The sequence below is a fragment of the Chryseobacterium lineare genome (assembly GCF_977014045.1).
Genome location: NZ_CDRNIQ010000001.1, coordinates 1,421,409 through 1,438,082, shown reverse-complemented (window position 1 = coordinate 1,438,082; position 16,674 = coordinate 1,421,409). Strand labels below are relative to the sequence as shown.

Genomic DNA, 16,674 nt, shown 5'->3' with positions numbered 1-16,674 from the left:
ATGAATGGATTTTAATGGTAATTAAAAACTGTAGAATATTATTTTTTCTTGTCAATAAGGTCAAATGCTTTCAGAAGCAAAAGATCTTCTTTATTTCTAATGCTTTCAACAGTAGGTCGCACCACAACATCCGGTTTTATACCGATGCGCTGGGTTTCACCTCCGTCCGAATAGTAAATACCAAGTCCAGAAAAAATGAGAATATTACCGTCTGTCAGCTTGATTGAAGTTTTATTACCGTCGGCCCCTGCCGTCTGGCTGCCTACGAAAATTACATGAGGCACTTTTTTGAAAACCATGGCCCACATTTCTTCCGCACTTTGAGTATATTCATTAATAAGAACGACCACCTGTCCCTTGTACGGATCAGGATTATCTTTTCCTGCAAATTTATAATCCTTATTAACAATATTATCTACAAAACAGAATTTACCCGGCTGACTAAAATCGGCCTGCGCTTTTATTCCATACACCACGGGCTTGGCGAGTAAATAATCAAAAACTTTAAGCAGGGAAGCATTGTCATTGTAGCCGCGCAAATCAAAAACCATCCCCTTGGTATTTCTGTATTTTCCCATTAAGGCAGGAATTTCCGCTCCCTTCAATGAAGAAAACTCGAAATACACCTTATCATCTAGCTGAAAACTTGGGTTAAGGCGGCTCTCTTTCTCATTATAGGTTAAATACTCGTATGTTTTTCCTTTATAATTTAATTGATAATTAGGAACACCTTCCTTGTCCCACTCATTGTTAAAAATACGTGTTGCCCTCTCCATTGCTGTTTTGAAGGGTTTTCCGTCCTTTTTCACGCCTTCTATAGCAATTGTTTTTTCATCTCCGCTGAAAAGATAACTGTATGCGTCACGTATCTTTACTGATTCATTGGAAAATGCAAAATATTTTGATTTGTCATTTATATTTTTAACAATCGATTTGCCGTTAATTTTAGTAATAAGGTCACCAATTTCCAGATTGGCTTTCTTCATTTTTGCTTCATCTTTAACTCCGGTAATAAGCACCACATTGTCAACGATCTGAAAAATGAATGGGGAAGAAAGCTTTCCAACCACATTATACTGATAGGTCTTTTCTATACTGGTATGAGTATCCTGCAGTTCAGCGGCCAATTGCATAACTGCTGATTCATAATCTTTTTCATTATTTATTTTTTTAAACAATGGAATATACTTTTTCAAAATATGGTCCCAATTATGATCAAGAAGATATTTATAAGGATAAAAATATTCAATGGCATTCCATATTCTGAACAGCTCCAGCATCTTGATTTCCACTGAAAATGTATCGTAAACTTTTTCATTTTTACTACTGAAATAAATATCATTTTCAGGCGGATTAGAATAAAATGAACCTACATTATTGGGATGATTGATAAGATCTGATAAACGCTTTTTGCTTTCAGGACTGATCTTATTTAATTTTTCAATCCATGAAGAGTCAAAATTACGAAGGGTGATACTGTCGCATCCGTTGTCTTTTTTTATGATCTCATCAAATTTATTCTGATCTGCTATATTCATCCAATTCTTTATAATACCATCGGGTCCGGACTTTGGATTATTGCGTAAAGTTTCCAGCAAAACAGCGTCCCAATCTGCTTTTCCCTGTGATATAGCAGGATGGTAATATTTTATTAATCCCCAGACTTTTCCTATTTCGTATAAATCACGATCAGAAAATTTACTCAGCTGAGCAGACAGCGCAGAGGCCATAAAAAATGAGATGAGAACGATGTATTTCATATGCAATTAGTTTGAATTTGATTTAAATTCTTCAGGCTGTGAATTTAATTTAAATTTTCGAAATGATATTATTAATTCTATTGTAAGATAAAAAATGGCTATAAATTCTCTCTCATCCAAAAAACAGATCAATTTTATTTCTAAAATTAAGTGTTAATTATACATTTATTTAAAATAGAATACTATATTTGTACTTCTCACAATGATTATGATAAACCATTGATGAATATTTAAATGATGAAAAGCATAAAGATCGTATGACCATTTACATTCCTATATGAAAAAGATAGTATCAGGCATTGGCCTCCTCATTGTTACCACATCATCATTATCTGCACAGGCAGGAAAAACTGAACCGTTCAGGAATTCTAAACTTCCGGTAGAGCAACGTATTGATAACCTTCTTGGGTTACTTACCGTTGATGAAAAAATAGGAATGATGATGGATAATTCTAAAGCTGTTCCACGCCTTGGAATTCCGGCATACGGATGGTGGAATGAAGCACTTCACGGCGTAGCAAGAGCTGGGACAGCCACCGTTTTCCCACAGGCCATCGGCCTGGCAGCAAGCTGGGATGTAACGGAGCATCTGAAAACTTTTGAAATGATTTCTGATGAAGCCCGTGCCAAGTACAACAAGTCTTTTGATGAAGCCGCAAAAACCGGGCGATACGAAGGCCTTACATTCTGGACGCCCAACATCAATATATTTCGGGATCCTCGATGGGGAAGAGGGCAGGAAACCTACGGAGAAGATCCTTATCTTACGGCAAGCCTTGGAGTGGCTGCTGTAAAAGGATTACAGGGAAATGATCCTGATTATTTTAAAACCCATGCCTGCGCCAAACATTTTGCTGTACACAGCGGCCCGGAATGGAACCGCCACTCTTACAATGCCGAAATTTCTCACCGCGACCTTTACGAAACCTATCTTCCTGCATTCAAAGCATTGGTGCAGCAGGGAAATGTAAGAGAGGTGATGTGTGCATACAATGCCTTCGACGGGCAGCCATGTTGCGCCAATGATTTCCTGGTAAGCGATATCCTGCGTGGGAAATGGAAATATGACGGAATGGTCGTTTCTGACTGTTGGGCACTCGCCGATTTCTATCAGAAAAAATACCACGGAACCCATCCTGACGAAAAATCAACGGCTGCTGATGCTTTAAAACACTCAACCGATCTCGAATGTGGAGATACCTATAATAATCTTAATAAATCCCTCGCAAACGGACTGATTACCGAGAAAGATATCGACGCTTCCATGCGCAGAATCCTGAAAGGCTGGTTTGAATTGGGTATGCTTGATCCTAAATCATCCGTTCACTGGAACAGCATTCCGTACACTGTGGTAGATTCTGAACCCCATAAACAACAGGCATTGAAGATGGCACAGAAATCAATCGTGCTGATGAAAAATGACAAGAATGTTCTTCCTTTACATAAAAATAGTAAAAAAATCGCCATAGTTGGGCCGAACGCTGATGACGGACTGATGCAGCTCGGCAATTATAACGGAACACCTTCTTCCATTGTAACGATTTTAGACGGAATCAAAAGCAAATTGCCTAATACAGAAATCATTTATGAAAAAGGAAGTGAAGTTGCCGATCCGTCTTCCAGAACTTCACTTTACCAAAATTTTCTGAGCCGCAAAAATGGTGAAAAAGGAATGAATGTGGAGTTTTTTAACAATAATGAATTTAAAGGAACACCTGCGAATATTTCAGTCAATAAAACAGGAATCAGCTACAACAGTTTCGGCGGTACGCAGCTTGCCCCAAATGTCGGTAGGGAAAACACTTCTGCGAAAATTTCAGGAATTTTCAAAAGCCCGTACACCGGTGATGTAATTTTTTCAGCTTCTACATCAGATATATATACCCTTTTTGTGGACGGAAAAGAAATTGCCACCCGTAAAGGCCCCGACGCAAGACATCCGTCGGAATTTCCTGTAAAGATGGAGAAAGGTAAGGAATATCAGATTGAGCTTCGTCACAGTCAGAAAGGAAAATATGTAAGCATCAGCTTTGAAGTCTACCGTAAAGATCCGGTGAACTTCGCGGCCGTAAAAGAAAAAGTAAAAGATGCCGATGTAATTATATTCGCAGGCGGACTTTCCCCAAGCCTGGAAGGAGAGGAAATGCTGGTGAATGCCGAAGGATTTAGAGGAGGTGACAAAACGAATATTGAGCTTCCGAAAGTGCAGCGCGAACTTCTTGCCGAATTAAGAAAAACAGGAAAACCCGTTATTTTCGTACTGTGTACAGGAAGTGCCCTGGGTCTTGAACAGGATGAAAAAAATTATGATGCTCTCGTAAATGGATGGTATGGCGGACAGGCAGGTGGAACAGCCGTAGCAGACGTTTTGTTTGGTGACTATAATCCATCCGGTAAATTGCCTGTTACTTTTTACAGAAATATCGAACAACTGGATAATGCTTTATCTAAAACAAGCAAACATCAGGGATTTGAAAATTACGATATGCAGGGAAGAACGTATCGCTATATGACGGAAAAGCCACTGTATCCTTTCGGACACGGGTTGAGCTATTCTACTTTTTCTTACGGTAATGCAACGCTCAGCAAAAATACCATTAGCACTGATGAAAACATGACCATTTCCATTCCTGTAACGAATACTTCGGGAAGAGATGGAGAAGAAGTTGTTGAGGTTTACGTAAAACGAAATAATGATTCTTTGGCTCCATTAAAAACATTAAGAGCCTTTCAAAGAGTAGCCATTCCATCCAAAGCTTCTAAAACGGTTGAGCTAACGCTATCTGCAGATTCGTTTATGTTTTATGACGAAAAAGCAGATGATTTAGTATCAAAACCGGGAGATTATACCATTTTGTATGGCGGAACTTCTGCAGATTCAGGGTTAAAAAGCCTTTCGCTGAAAGTAAAATAAGATTTTTTGCCATCAGCACATATTATTTTTAAACCTAAAAACTAACCATTTTTCAGATTAAATGAAAACAAAAAATAAAATCTATACCGCTGTTATTTTTCTTACGGCTACCTTTTTCTCTGCTCAGAATAAAAGCAAATCAACTTTTACACTTGATCTTAGCGGAGCTTCTACCGGAATTAAAATCCAGCCTACAATGTATGGGATTTTCTTTGAAGATATCAATCAGGCTGCGGACGGAGGAATTTATGCAGAACTCATTAAAAACAGAAGCTTTGAATTCAATGAGCCGCTGATGGGATGGCAACAGCCTAAAACCGTTACCCTTTCCGAAAACAAAAACTCCGGTTTTATCACCATGATTACCAATAAAGATAAAGCCAATCATAACTACGCCCGGATTACCATCAACGATGATAAAGGATATGAATTGTATAATGAAGGATTTAAAGGGATCGGACTGCACCAGGGAGCCGGATATGATCTCAGTTTTATGCTTCAGAATGTGTCAGGAAATATTTCATCCGTAAAAGCCGAGCTGTTGGATGAAAATGGCAAAACAATAACAGCTTCCGTTGTTCCGGTCAACAGCAGTGAATGGAAAGAATACAAAGCAGTTATCACTCCTGAAAGAACTGTAGCCAAGGCAAAGCTCAGACTGACTTTTTCCGGTCGTGGAGTTGTAAACATGGATATGATTTCACTTTTCCCGCAGGATACCTGGAAAGGCAGAAAAGGCGGATTACGGAAAGATCTTGTCCAAAAACTGTATGATCTTAAGCCTGGTTTCTTACGCTTTCCCGGCGGATGTATTGTGGAAGGAAGAACCCTTGCAGAGCGCTACCAATGGAAGAAAACAGTCGGCAACGTTTCCGACAGGGAATATCTGATTAATAAATGGAGTTCCGGATTTGCCCACCGTCCGGCACCGGATTATTACCAGTCTTTCGGATTAGGATTTTTTGAATACTTCCAATTGTCTGAAGACCTCGGTGCAGAACCATTACCGATCTTAAGTTGCGGAATGGCCTGCCAGTTCAATACCGGAGAACTTGTAAAACTTGATGAGCTGGATCCTTATGTTCAGGACGCTTTGGATCTTATCGAATTTGCCAATGGCGATTCCAAAACTACAAAATGGGGGCAACTTCGTGCCAATATGGGGCATCCTCAGCCATTCAATCTAAAATTTATCGGAGTTGGAAACGAGCAATGGGGACCTGATTATATAGATCGCTACAAAATATTTGAAAAAGCCATTCATGCGAAATATCCTGATATTAAAATCATTTCCGGAAGCGGACCGTCTCCGGATGGCGAATTCTTTGACTATGGATGGAAAGAGCTGAAAAAATTGAACGCCCAGATCGTTGACGAACATTACTACAACTCCCCGGAATGGTTCAGAAAAAATTCGGCAAGATATGATGCTTACGACCGTAATGGCCCTAAAGTTTTTGCAGGCGAATATGCCGCCCAGTCAGTAGGCGTGGTAAAACCTGAGAATAAAAACAACTGGGAATGCGCTCTTTCCGAAGCGGCATTCATGACAGGCCTTGAAAGGAATGCAGATGTGGTGTACATGACTTCTTATGCGCCGCTTTTGGCTCATGCCGAAGGATGGCAGTGGACACCGGATCTGATCTGGTTCAATAATCTTACTTCCTACGCAACACCTAATTATTATGTTCAGAAACTTTTTTCCAATAATAAAGGAACGGAAGTGCTGAAAATCACAGGTAACGGAAAACCTGTAACCGGGCAGGATCAACTGTATGCAACAGCCGTAAAAGACGCAACGACCAAAGAAACCATCATCAAAATAGTAAATACGGATGCAGAGAGTAAATCCGTAAATATCAATCCTAAAAATATAAACTTAGGAAAAAAGCTGACCAAAATTATTCTGACTGCACCGCAGCTTTCTGCTGAAAACAGTTTTGAAAATGAAATAATTCAGCCCAAAGAAGAATCAGCAACCTTTAAAAAAGGCAAAATAACGCTGGAAATTCCCGGGCAATCATTGGTTATTTTAAAGATAAAGTAAAGCTAAAAACTTTGATTATCAATAAATATTAAAAATTAAGTGTAATTATTACATTTAATTAAAAAGAATCTTATATTTGTTTAAATCTTTTAAAACGGAAATCAAGGAATTTTCGTAGACAGGATTAATAACATATTATAACAATAATTAATAAGTATCACGTTAATGAAAAAATACGTTATAGGATTAGATTACGGAACCGATTCCGTTCGGGCAGTACTTATCGATACAGAAAACGGAGCAGAACTTTCTTCCTCCGTAAGCTATTATCAGCACTGGAAAGAAGGCCGTTTCTGCAGTCCGGAAAAAAACAGCTTCAGGCAGCATCCTTCAGACCACATCGAAGGACTGGAGAAAACCATTACCGAAGTCGTTCAGCAGAGCGGAGTACAGCCGGAAGAAATCGTAAGCATCTGTATCGACACGACCGGATCATCACCACTTCCTGTCAATCAGGATGGAGTAGCCCTTTCATTAACGCCCGGCTTTGAAGAAAACCCGAATGCCATGATGGTATTGTGGAAAGATCATACTGCGATCCGTGAAGCCGAAGAAATCAATACTTTGGCGAGAACATGGGGTGGTGAAGACTATACAAAATTTGAAGGAGGTATTTATTCCTCCGAATGGTTCTGGGCCAAAATCCTGCATATCAATCGTGTAGATGAAGAAGTGAAAAATGCTGCCTACAGCTGGATGGAACACTGCGATTACATCACATTTCTTCTGTCAGACCAAAAAGATTTAAAAACTTTTAAAAGAAGTCGCTGTGCTGCCGGTCACAAAGCAATGTGGCATGAAAGCTGGGGCGGGCTGCCGTCTGAAGATTTTCTCAACAGGCTCGATCCGTCTCTGGGGCAGCTTAAAGAAAGGCTTTACGAAAAAACATATACTTCAGACGAAGTAGCGGGACACCTTAATGAAGAATGGGCGAAACGATTAGGTTTAACCACTTCCACCGTGATTGCTGTCGGAACTTTTGATGCACATTCCGGTGCGGTAGGTGCAAAAGTAGAAGAAAATACGCTTATCAGAATTATGGGAACTTCTACCTGTGACATTATGGTAGCTCCAAATGATATTATTGGTGATAAAACCGTAAAAGGAATCTGTGGCCAGGTAGATGGATCTGTCATTCCGGGAATGGCAGGGCTGGAGGCCGGACAGTCTGCCTTCGGAGACGTACTGGCCTGGTATCGTGATATTCTGATGTGGCCGGTAAACAATATGCTGAACCATTCCGAAATCATTTCTCCTGAACAAAAAGTGCAGCTCAAAGAAGAATTTGAAAACAACCTTATTCGAAACTTAACAGCGGAAGCGGAAAAGATTTCAAATGATGAAGCTATTCCTGTTGCCCTCGACTGGGTCAACGGAAGAAGAACTCCGGATGCCAATCAGGAATTGAAAGCTGCAATCAGCCATCTTTCCCTGGGAACGAAAGCACCGCATATTTTCAAAGCGCTGGTGAATGCCATCTGCTTTGGAGCTAAAAAAATCGTAGATCGTTTTGAGGAAGAAGGAATTACCATCAACAAAGTAATCGGAATTGGAGGAGTAGCGAGAAAATCGCCTTTTATCATGCAAACCCTAGCCAATGTTCTGGATATGCCGATCATTGTTGCTTCTTCGGATCAGGCGCCGGCGTTGGGAGCTGCCATTTATGCTGCTGTTGCAGCCGGAATTTACCCTGATGTTCAGCAAGCAAGCCGTACAATGGGATCGGAGTTCGAAGCAGAATATCTTCCACAGCCAAGAGATATTCAGCAATATCGCCAACTGATGGAGCAATATCAACAACTGGCCGATTTCACAGAAAATATAATAAAGTCTAAAAACAACCTTGAAGGCTCGTTGGTCAATTAAATCTGATGAAAATGACATCCGAAAAATATAGAAAATGAAAAAATATAAGGAACTTCAGAGAGAATGTTATGAAGCCAATATGCAGCTTGATGCATTAAAGCTTGTAGTGTACACTTTCGGTAACGTGAGTGCGGTAGACCGGAATGAAGGGATTTTTGCCATTAAACCCAGTGGTGTTCCCTATGCAGATCTGAAGCCGAAAGATATCGTCATCCTGGATTTCGATGCGAATGTTATTCATGGTAAACTTAGGCCTTCATCCGATACCAAAACTCATGCATATCTTTATAAAAACTGGGAAAATATAGGGGGGATATCCCATACCCATGCGATCTATTCTGTAGCGTGGGCACAGGCTCAGATGGACATTCCGATTTTCGGCACGACTCATGCCGACCACCTGACTTCCGATATTCCGTGCGCCCCCCCGATGGACGATAGCCTGATTGAAGGCAATTATGAATACAACACAGGAATCCAGATTCTGGACTGTTTCAGAGAAAAAAATCTTTCTCCGGAAGAAGTGGAAATGGTTCTTATCGGAAATCACGGGCCGTTCACCTGGGGTAAAAACGCTGAGAAAGCCGTTTACAACAGCAAAGTCCTGGAAACCATCGCGGAAATGGCCTATCTGACAAGACAGATCAATCCTGATGCTTTACGTTTAAAAGATTCTTTAATCAAGAAGCATTACGAAAGAAAGCACGGCAAAGATGCCTATTACGGACAGTAATTGGCAGCTAGTTGTTGGCTTTTTGCTTCTGGCTTGATAAGAAAATCCGAACCCGAAGGGTTTAATATTAATAGCCGTAGGTGAAAACCTATGGAAAAAATATCAAGCATGACCAAAATAAACCTCATAGGTTTTAAAACTTATGAGGTTTGATAAGAAAATCCGAACCCGAAGGGTTCAATATTAATAGGCATAGGTGAAACCTATGGAAAAATATCAACAATCATTCATCAACAATCATTTATAACAATGTTAACACCTCTCAATACAAAAGAAATCTGGTTCATTACCGGAAGCCAGCATTTGTACGGTCCTGAAACATTAGCTCAGGTTGCCGAACATTCAGCAAAAATCGTAGAAGCACTGAATGCTTCATCACAGATTCCTGTAAAGGTGGTTTTAAAGCCAACTGTAAAAACTACGGAAGAAATTTTTGAAACCTTAGTAGCTGCCAATCATACTGCCAACTGTATCGGCATTGTTACCTGGATGCATACGTTTTCACCCGCTAAAATGTGGATTCGTGGACTCACCGCTTTACAGAAGCCTTTACTGCATCTTCACACCCAGTTCAATCAAGACATTCCCTGGTCGACGATGGATATGGATTTTATGAATCTGAATCAAGCCGCACATGGTGACCGTGAGTTCGGATTTATGGTCAGCCGTCTTCGTAAAAACAGAAAAGTAGTGGTTGGGCACTGGGCCGAAGAAAGAGTGCAGAAACAGATCGGCGACTGGAGCCGTGTGGCTGCTGGCTGGGATGACTGGCAGGGAGCAAAATTCGCCCGTTTCGGAGATAACATGAGATATGTAGCCGTTACCGACGGAGATAAAGTGGAAGCGGAAACCCAATTCGGATTTTCCGTGAATACATGGGGAATCGGTGATCTGGTAGGGGTAATTAATGGAATAGGGGAAGGCGAAGTAAAAACCCTTATCGAAGAATACGAAGCTTCTTATAGAATGGCTGAATCGCTTCTTAGCGGAGGAGCCAACAGAAAATCGCTGGAAACGGCTGCCCGCATTGAGCTTGGACTTGAGAAATTCCTGAAAGACGGAAATTTCAAAGGATTCTCCGATACTTTTGAAGATCTTCACGGAATGGAACAGCTTCCGGGAATCGCCGTGCAGCGACTGATGGAAAAAGGGTATGGTTTTGCAGGTGAAGGCGACTGGAAAACAGCGGCTTTAGTAAGAGCCATGAAAACCATGGGGCAGGGATTGCAAGGAGGAAATGCTTTCATGGAAGATTATACTTATCATTTAAATCCATCAAACCCATCCATCTTAGGTTCTCACATGCTGGAAGTAGATCCGGTGCTGGCTGCAGACAAACCTTCGTGCGAAATCCATCCGTTGGGAATCGGAGGAAAAGCAGACCCGGTAAGGTTGGTTTTTAATTCCAGAGGAAATATGGATTCGCTGGTGGCAGCATTAATGGATTTCGGAAACCATTTCAGGCTTCTGATCAACAAAACAAAATCTTTAGATATTATCGAAGAGCTTCCGAAGCTTCCAGTAGCGAGAGTTTTGTGGAAACCTCTTCCTGATTTATATACAGCTGCTGAAGCCTGGATTTTGGCCGGCGGTGCGCATCATACCTGCTACAGTGAAAACCTGACGGTAGAACAGCTGGAAGATTTTGCTGAAATGGCGGGAATTGAATCATTGGTGATCGATGAGGAGACTAAAATCCGCGATTTTAAGAATACTCTTCGCTGGAATGAAATTTATTATCGTTAATTCTTCAAAAAATCTTAACCATTATGAAAAAAATAGGAGGCAGTTTACTCATTTTGTTAGCAGTTTTATGTATTTTCGGCTGCAATAAAAAAGAAAACAATAATAAGACTCATTCAGAAAACATGGAAAATGTACAGGTTTCAGACTATGGTGTTACGGCGAAAGGTGATTCCATTAAAAAATATACGCTAACCAACAAAAACGGGATGAAAGTGGAGATCATCAATTATGGTGGTATCATCACTTCTCTTACGGCACCTGATAAGGACGGGAAATACCAGGATGTAGTTTTGGGATTTACCAGACCTGAAGATTATTTCAATGGAAATCCGTATTATTTCGGAGCATTGATCGGAAGATATGGAAACAGAATTGCCAATGCTAAATTCACACTGGAAGGCAAAACATACGATATTGATAAAAATGACGGACCGAACAGTCTTCACGGTGGAAAAGAGGGTTTTCATACTAAAATATGGACAGTAGAACCGGTAAAAGATGCTAAACTTCCAACTTTGAAACTGACCTATGTAAGTGCCGATGGTGAAGAAGGATATCCTGGAAAACTAACAACTACGGTTCTTTATACTCTTACGGACGATAATGCCCTGGAAATTTCATACGAAGCAGAAACGGATAAAGCGACGGTAGTGAATCTTACGCAGCATTCCTATTTTAACCTTTCCGGAAATTTTTCCAATTTAATTACAGATCATGAGCTTCAGATCAATGCAGATAAGTTTTTACCTGTTAATAAAACGCTTATCCCTGTTGGTGAAGAAAAAGGGGTGAAAGGTACTCCTTTTGATTTTACAGCATCAAAACCAATCGGTAAAGATATTAATGCTGAAGATGAGCAGATTAAATTAGGAGGAGGATATGATCACAACTGGATCCTGAACGGAAACGGAATGAGAACCATTGCTACTGTTTATCACCCGGCAAGCGGAAGGGTGATGGAAGTAATGACCGATCAACCGGGCGTTCAGTTCTACTCCGGGAATTTCTTAGACGGAAAATTTGAAACCAAAACCGGTGGCAAATACGAAAAAAGAAGTGGATTCTGTCTGGAAACACAACATTATCCTGATTCTCCGAACCAACCGGCTTTTCCTACTACAGAATTAAAGCCTGGAGAGAAATACCATACTAAAACCATTTATAAATTCTCTGTTAAAAAATAAACTATGGGACAATTAGCAACCATTGATATCATCATATTCCTTATCTATTTTGTGGTGGTAGCCGGATACGGACTCTGGATTTACAAAAAGAAGAAATCTGAATCTACCGGAAGTAAAGATTATTTCCTTGCCGAAGGATCTCTCACATGGTGGGCCATCGGAGCCAGCCTTATTGCTTCCAACATTTCGGCAGAACAGTTTATCGGGATGAGTGGAGAAGGATTTTTCGTTGGAGTGGCCGTAGCTGCCTACGAGTGGATCGCAGCCGTGGCGCTTATTATTATTGCTGTGTGGTTTATTCCGATCTATCTTAAAAACAAGATTTACACCATGCCTCAGTTTCTGGAAACCCGTTATAATAAATCGGTTTCTCTGATCATGGCCGTATTCTGGCTGTTTTTATATGTGATTGTAAACCTGACTTCCATCCTGTATCTTGGAGCATTAGCAATTGATACTTTGCTGGGAGGCGAGCATCTTCACATCATTATGATTGTCCTGCTGCTGATGGCTTTGCTGATCGGTTTGGGAGGAATGAAAGTAATCGGATATACCGACGTAATTCAGGTGGCTGTACTTATCATCGGAGGTTTTGCAACGGTGTATATGGCTTTGCAAATTGTGGATCAGAGAATCAACGGAGTTGCGGTAGGAAATGCACTGGCAGGATTTAATACGTTGATGAATGAAGCGCCGGGACATTTCAAGCTCATGCTCGACAAGCCTACAACTACGACGACGACATTAGGCATGCCTCAGAATTTAGAAGTTCAGAAATATGTAGTATTACCCGGACTGGCCATGTATTTTGCAGGACAGTGGATTGTAAACCTGAACTATTGGGGCTGTAATCAATATATTACCCAAAGAGCTTTGGGAGCAGATCTTAAAACCGCAAGAACCGGAATTCTTTTTGCCGGATTCTTAAAACTTTTCATGCCGATCATCGTAATGCTTCCCGGGATTGCAGCCTATGTGCTGTACACCAAAGGACAGCTTCCTGGATTTAATGGTGTAAAAGACGGTGCTTATTCTGCGATCCTTACCTTCTTGCCTTCGGGACTTAAAGGTCTTGCAGTAGCGGCATTAACGGCAGCAATTGTAGCTTCCCTGGCCGGAAAAGTAAACAGTATCTCTACGATTTTCACCCTTGATATTTATAAAAAATACCTCAAAGCAGATGCTACCGAAATCCAGATGGTGAGAACGGGAAGATGGGTCATCATTATCGCGATGATGGTTGCCCTGGCCTTTACCTGGACAGATGTTTTAGGGATCGGTGGTGAAGGAGGTTTTACCTTTATTCAGAAATATACAGGATTTATCAGTCCTGGAGTATTTGCCATGTTCCTTTTGGGGATGTTTTGGAAAAGGACAACCGGAACTGCAGCATTAGTAGGTGTTATTTTAGGTTTCGTACTGGCTATTTTCTTCAACAGCTTTGCCATCGGAATTTTTGGAAAAGAAACCTGGCTGTACACTGCCTTCACCTATGAAAAACTGGAAAATGGAGTGGTGCATACGATCACGGAAATTCCGTTCCTGATTAATATGGGATGGTCATTTTTCATTACTATTGTTGTCATGGTGCTGATCAGTCTTGCCGGACCAAAAGTAAATCCTAAAGCTTTTGCCATCGACAGCAAAATGTTCAGAGTAGATGCAAGAACTATGGTTCTGATTGTAGTTACTTTGCTTCTGCTTACGGCTTTGTATGTAAGGTTCTGGTAATTTTTTAAATTTAAATTAATAAAAAAACAGGATACCGGAAATGGTATCCTGTTTTTATTCTGTGTAGAAAGATCATTTTAATGTGTACAGCACGCCGTAGATTCTGTGCTATCTAAATGAAAACTGTCGCAAAATATTGAACTCCTCCGAAGTTCGGATATATTTCTCTTATGAATACTACACTCATACTGCTACTTTGGAGCAAATTAATTTAGGCAACTATATTTTTGATTTGATACATTCAAATCTATAGTTGCCATGTTTTCTTAGAAGAAATATTGATTCAGTTCTTCTACAAAACTTCTTTCAGAAGGTTTCCAATCTAATTTTTCCTGAGTCTTCAAACTTGTTGCCGGACAATTTGCTCCAACAAAAAATGTCATCCAAGTGAAATATTCTGGTGCTTCTTCTTGTGACAAGGATTTTACAGGAATATCAAGCTTTTCACCAATTAACTCTGCAAATTCTTTCATTGACAGTTGTTTATCATTATTAACTGCATTATATCTCGCTCCAACTTCTCCTTTTTCAAGTGCCAGACGAAATAGTTTTGCAGCATCTTCACGATGAACAGAAGGCCAGACATTATTTCCCTCTCCAATATAAGCTGCAAATCCTTTTGCCTTCGCCAGTTCAGCAAGGATTACTCCAAAACCTCCTTTGAAACCCGATTCAGAATTTCCATAAACACTTGGGGAAAGACGGATAATAGATGCCCTAACACCAGATTCGGATAATTCTACGAAAGCTTTTTCAGAGAATCTGATTGACTCTGCCGGTGCTTTACTTTCTTCTGTGATTTTTCCGTTGATAAGTGGAAGTCCTAAGGTTCCGCCTGTCACCACAATGGGTTTATCGGTTCCTTTAAGAACTTCGCCCATTGCTTCAATGGCTTTCTGGTCTTTGAGCGCATTAGTCTGATAATCTGAAAAATCGTGAATAAAGGCTGTATGAATTACGCCATCCGCATCCCTTGCTCCTTTTTGCAAAATATCGAGACGATCCAGATCTCCCATTAAAACTTCCGCTCCGGCCTCTCTGATGGATTTTGCAGATTCTTCCGAACGCGCCAATCCAACTACCTGATGTCCGTTTGATAATAATTCTTTTACAACTGCTGAGCCTACAAATCCTGAAGCTCCTGTTACAAATACTTTCATATTCTTAAATTTTGTTTTGTTATAATTTCTGATACAAATTTAGTTATGAATAAATCCCAAAAACGAGGTCATTTGACACAATTTTTACACTAATTCAATAAAAAAGAATTAATTTTATATATAATTTCAGTTTTGAAAAATGTCAGAGATTCTTAAAAATTATTTTCAGAAGGTCCTTCCCGATTTTACGGATGAAAAGTTTAATTTCATTGTATATAAAAGTCAATTGATAAAACTTCAGCGTAAAGAGATTGTATGCAAACAGGGCGATATTTGTAATCTGAAAATCTTCGTTGCGAAAGGACTTTTGCGAAACTATTCAACCTCTGAAGATGGCAATGAACATATTCTTCAGTTTGTTAACGAAATGTCCTGGACAACAGATCCGGAAAGTTTCTACAACAATACGCCTTCCAAACTGACGATTGAAGCAATGGAATCCTCTGAAATTTTCGTCTTTAATCTTGAAGATTTTGCTGAACTGCGAGAACAAATCCCTGAACTCAATATTTTTGTAGAGAACATTCTGACAAGAAAATCTATGGAAATCCATAAACGGCTTTTGATGAATATCAGCAGCAGTCCGGAAGAAAAATACCTGGATTTCATCAACACTTATCCTGATATTTTCAATAGAGTTCCTCTTCATATGGTTGCTTCTTATTTGGGGCTTTCCAGAGAAACATTATCGCGTGTCCGGAGAAATATTCTGAAAACCGTGATTTAAACTATTATAATCAAACAAAAAAGAGTTTCAAATTAATGAAGGCAGCTATATATTTGGATGTGCCAAATCAAAAATGCTAGGTGTACATTCAAGTATATTATCACACTATTTTTATTCTTAAAAAAGATCATTATTAACTACATTTGTATAAATATTCTCCCGTGAAACCTTACCTCATGTTTATCGATACGGAAACCACTTCCGTTCCCAAACGCTGGGATCTTTCGTACTCTGAAACGGCCAACTGGCCTTCAGTGGTTCAGGTTTCCTGGATCGTCTGTTCGGAAGATGGTGAAGAAATCAAAATGGAAGACCGATACATTTTTGAGGACGATCTTGTCATCAGTGAAGAATCGTTCAGAGTTCACGGTATTACTGAAGAATTCCTGAGATCCAGAGGGAAAAACCGGAAAGAAGTATTAACAGCTCTTGCTGAAGATATCATAAAATATCAGCCTTTGATCGTCGGACATTTCCTTGAATTTGATCTTCATATTCTGGCTGCTGATTTTCTGAGAGCAGGATTAGCCATTCCTTTCGAGAACAGTCGTTTTTATTGTACGATGCTGAAAAGCAGGCAATATACATCCGGAATTTCATCCACCTACATGCGTCTGCCGGAGCTGTATCGTTATCTGCTGAATGAAACGGCAGAACCTTCGCACAATGCACGTATCGATGCCGGAATGACAGCCCGTTGCTTTTTTGAAATCGGCCGGCGAAATCAGTTGCCTGAAAAAGACCTTGAAGAAAAGCATCACCTGATATCCGGAAAGCTGCACTTTCCTGTTTTAAAATTTATTTAA

At 40.1% G+C, this 16,674-nt stretch carries 11 protein-coding genes; 9 read left to right on the top strand and 2 right to left on the bottom strand.

Annotation, left to right across the window (positions count from 1 at the left end; translation table 11 throughout):
- Positions 1 to 38: 38 nt before the first annotated feature.
- A complete protein-coding gene (locus ACWNCI_RS06325) occupies positions 39 to 1,760 on the bottom strand; it encodes a S41 family peptidase (RefSeq protein ID WP_449387621.1) in 1,722 nt (573 codons plus the stop codon).
- Positions 1,761 to 2,037: 277 nt separating this feature from the next.
- Between ACWNCI_RS06325 and ACWNCI_RS06320 the strand changes: the two genes are divergently transcribed.
- The 7 genes from ACWNCI_RS06320 (at position 2,038) to ACWNCI_RS06290 (ending at position 13,981) form a co-directional block, all read left to right on the top strand.
- A complete protein-coding gene (locus ACWNCI_RS06320; protein ID WP_449387620.1) occupies positions 2,038 to 4,674 on the top strand; it encodes a glycoside hydrolase family 3 C-terminal domain-containing protein in 2,637 nt (878 codons plus the stop codon).
- A 61-nt stretch (positions 4,675 to 4,735) separates the two neighbouring features.
- A complete protein-coding gene (locus tag ACWNCI_RS06315) occupies positions 4,736 to 6,721 on the top strand; it encodes an alpha-L-arabinofuranosidase C-terminal domain-containing protein (protein ID WP_449387619.1) in 1,986 nt (661 codons plus the stop codon).
- A gap of 165 nt (positions 6,722 to 6,886) precedes the next feature.
- Positions 6,887 to 8,587 (top strand): ribulokinase, encoded by a 1,701-nt coding sequence (locus ACWNCI_RS06310; protein WP_449387618.1) that lies wholly within the window; start codon positions 6,887 to 6,889, stop codon positions 8,585 to 8,587.
- 34 nt (positions 8,588 to 8,621) lie between these two features.
- Positions 8,622 to 9,320, top strand: a complete 699-nt coding sequence (locus ACWNCI_RS06305) for an L-ribulose-5-phosphate 4-epimerase (RefSeq protein WP_346985085.1) — start codon at positions 8,622 to 8,624, stop codon at positions 9,318 to 9,320.
- Positions 9,321 to 9,569: 249 nt separating this feature from the next.
- Complete coding sequence (araA, locus tag ACWNCI_RS06300; protein ID WP_449387617.1) at positions 9,570 to 11,066, top strand: L-arabinose isomerase; 1,497 nt, start codon at positions 9,570 to 9,572, stop codon at positions 11,064 to 11,066.
- Between the two features lie 23 nt (positions 11,067 to 11,089).
- A complete protein-coding gene (locus ACWNCI_RS06295; RefSeq protein WP_449387616.1) occupies positions 11,090 to 12,250 on the top strand; it encodes an aldose epimerase family protein in 1,161 nt (386 codons plus the stop codon).
- 3 nt (positions 12,251 to 12,253) lie between these two features.
- The gene (locus tag ACWNCI_RS06290) at positions 12,254 to 13,981 is read left to right on the top strand and encodes a sodium:solute symporter family transporter (RefSeq protein WP_346985088.1); all 1,728 of its coding nucleotides are present in this window, start codon (positions 12,254 to 12,256) and stop codon (positions 13,979 to 13,981) included.
- Between the two features lie 266 nt (positions 13,982 to 14,247).
- Here ACWNCI_RS06290 and ACWNCI_RS06285 read toward each other — a convergent pair whose 3' ends face one another.
- A complete protein-coding gene (locus ACWNCI_RS06285; RefSeq protein WP_449387615.1) occupies positions 14,248 to 15,141 on the bottom strand; it encodes an SDR family oxidoreductase in 894 nt (297 codons plus the stop codon).
- A 139-nt stretch (positions 15,142 to 15,280) separates the two neighbouring features.
- Between ACWNCI_RS06285 and ACWNCI_RS06280 the strand changes: the two genes are divergently transcribed.
- Together ACWNCI_RS06280 and ACWNCI_RS06275 are read left to right on the top strand one after the other, a co-directional pair.
- The gene (locus ACWNCI_RS06280) at positions 15,281 to 15,868 is read left to right on the top strand and encodes a Crp/Fnr family transcriptional regulator (RefSeq protein WP_346985090.1); all 588 of its coding nucleotides are present in this window, start codon (positions 15,281 to 15,283) and stop codon (positions 15,866 to 15,868) included.
- Between the two features lie 176 nt (positions 15,869 to 16,044).
- On the top strand, positions 16,045 to 16,674 hold the full coding sequence (locus tag ACWNCI_RS06275; RefSeq protein WP_449387614.1) for a 3'-5' exonuclease: 630 nt from the start codon (positions 16,045 to 16,047) through the stop codon (positions 16,672 to 16,674).

Bases quoted from the DNA above. Each gene is read 5' to 3' on its own strand.
- ACWNCI_RS06325 (WP_449387621.1), bottom strand. From the start codon at position 1,760: ATGAAATACATCGTTCTCATCTCATTTTTTATGGCCTCTGCGCTGTCT.
- ACWNCI_RS06320 (WP_449387620.1), top strand. From the start codon at position 2,038: ATGAAAAAGATAGTATCAGGCATTGGCCTCCTCATTGTTACCACATCA.
- ACWNCI_RS06315 (WP_449387619.1), top strand. From the start codon at position 4,736: ATGAAAACAAAAAATAAAATCTATACCGCTGTTATTTTTCTTACGGCT.
- ACWNCI_RS06310 (WP_449387618.1), top strand. From the start codon at position 6,887: ATGAAAAAATACGTTATAGGATTAGATTACGGAACCGATTCCGTTCGG.
- ACWNCI_RS06305 (WP_346985085.1), top strand. From the start codon at position 8,622: ATGAAAAAATATAAGGAACTTCAGAGAGAATGTTATGAAGCCAATATG.
- araA (WP_449387617.1), top strand. From the start codon at position 9,570: ATGTTAACACCTCTCAATACAAAAGAAATCTGGTTCATTACCGGAAGC.
- ACWNCI_RS06295 (WP_449387616.1), top strand. From the start codon at position 11,090: ATGAAAAAAATAGGAGGCAGTTTACTCATTTTGTTAGCAGTTTTATGT.
- ACWNCI_RS06290 (WP_346985088.1), top strand. From the start codon at position 12,254: ATGGGACAATTAGCAACCATTGATATCATCATATTCCTTATCTATTTT.
- ACWNCI_RS06285 (WP_449387615.1), bottom strand. From the start codon at position 15,141: ATGAAAGTATTTGTAACAGGAGCTTCAGGATTTGTAGGCTCAGCAGTT.
- ACWNCI_RS06280 (WP_346985090.1), top strand. From the start codon at position 15,281: ATGTCAGAGATTCTTAAAAATTATTTTCAGAAGGTCCTTCCCGATTTT.
- ACWNCI_RS06275 (WP_449387614.1), top strand. From the start codon at position 16,045: ATGTTTATCGATACGGAAACCACTTCCGTTCCCAAACGCTGGGATCTT.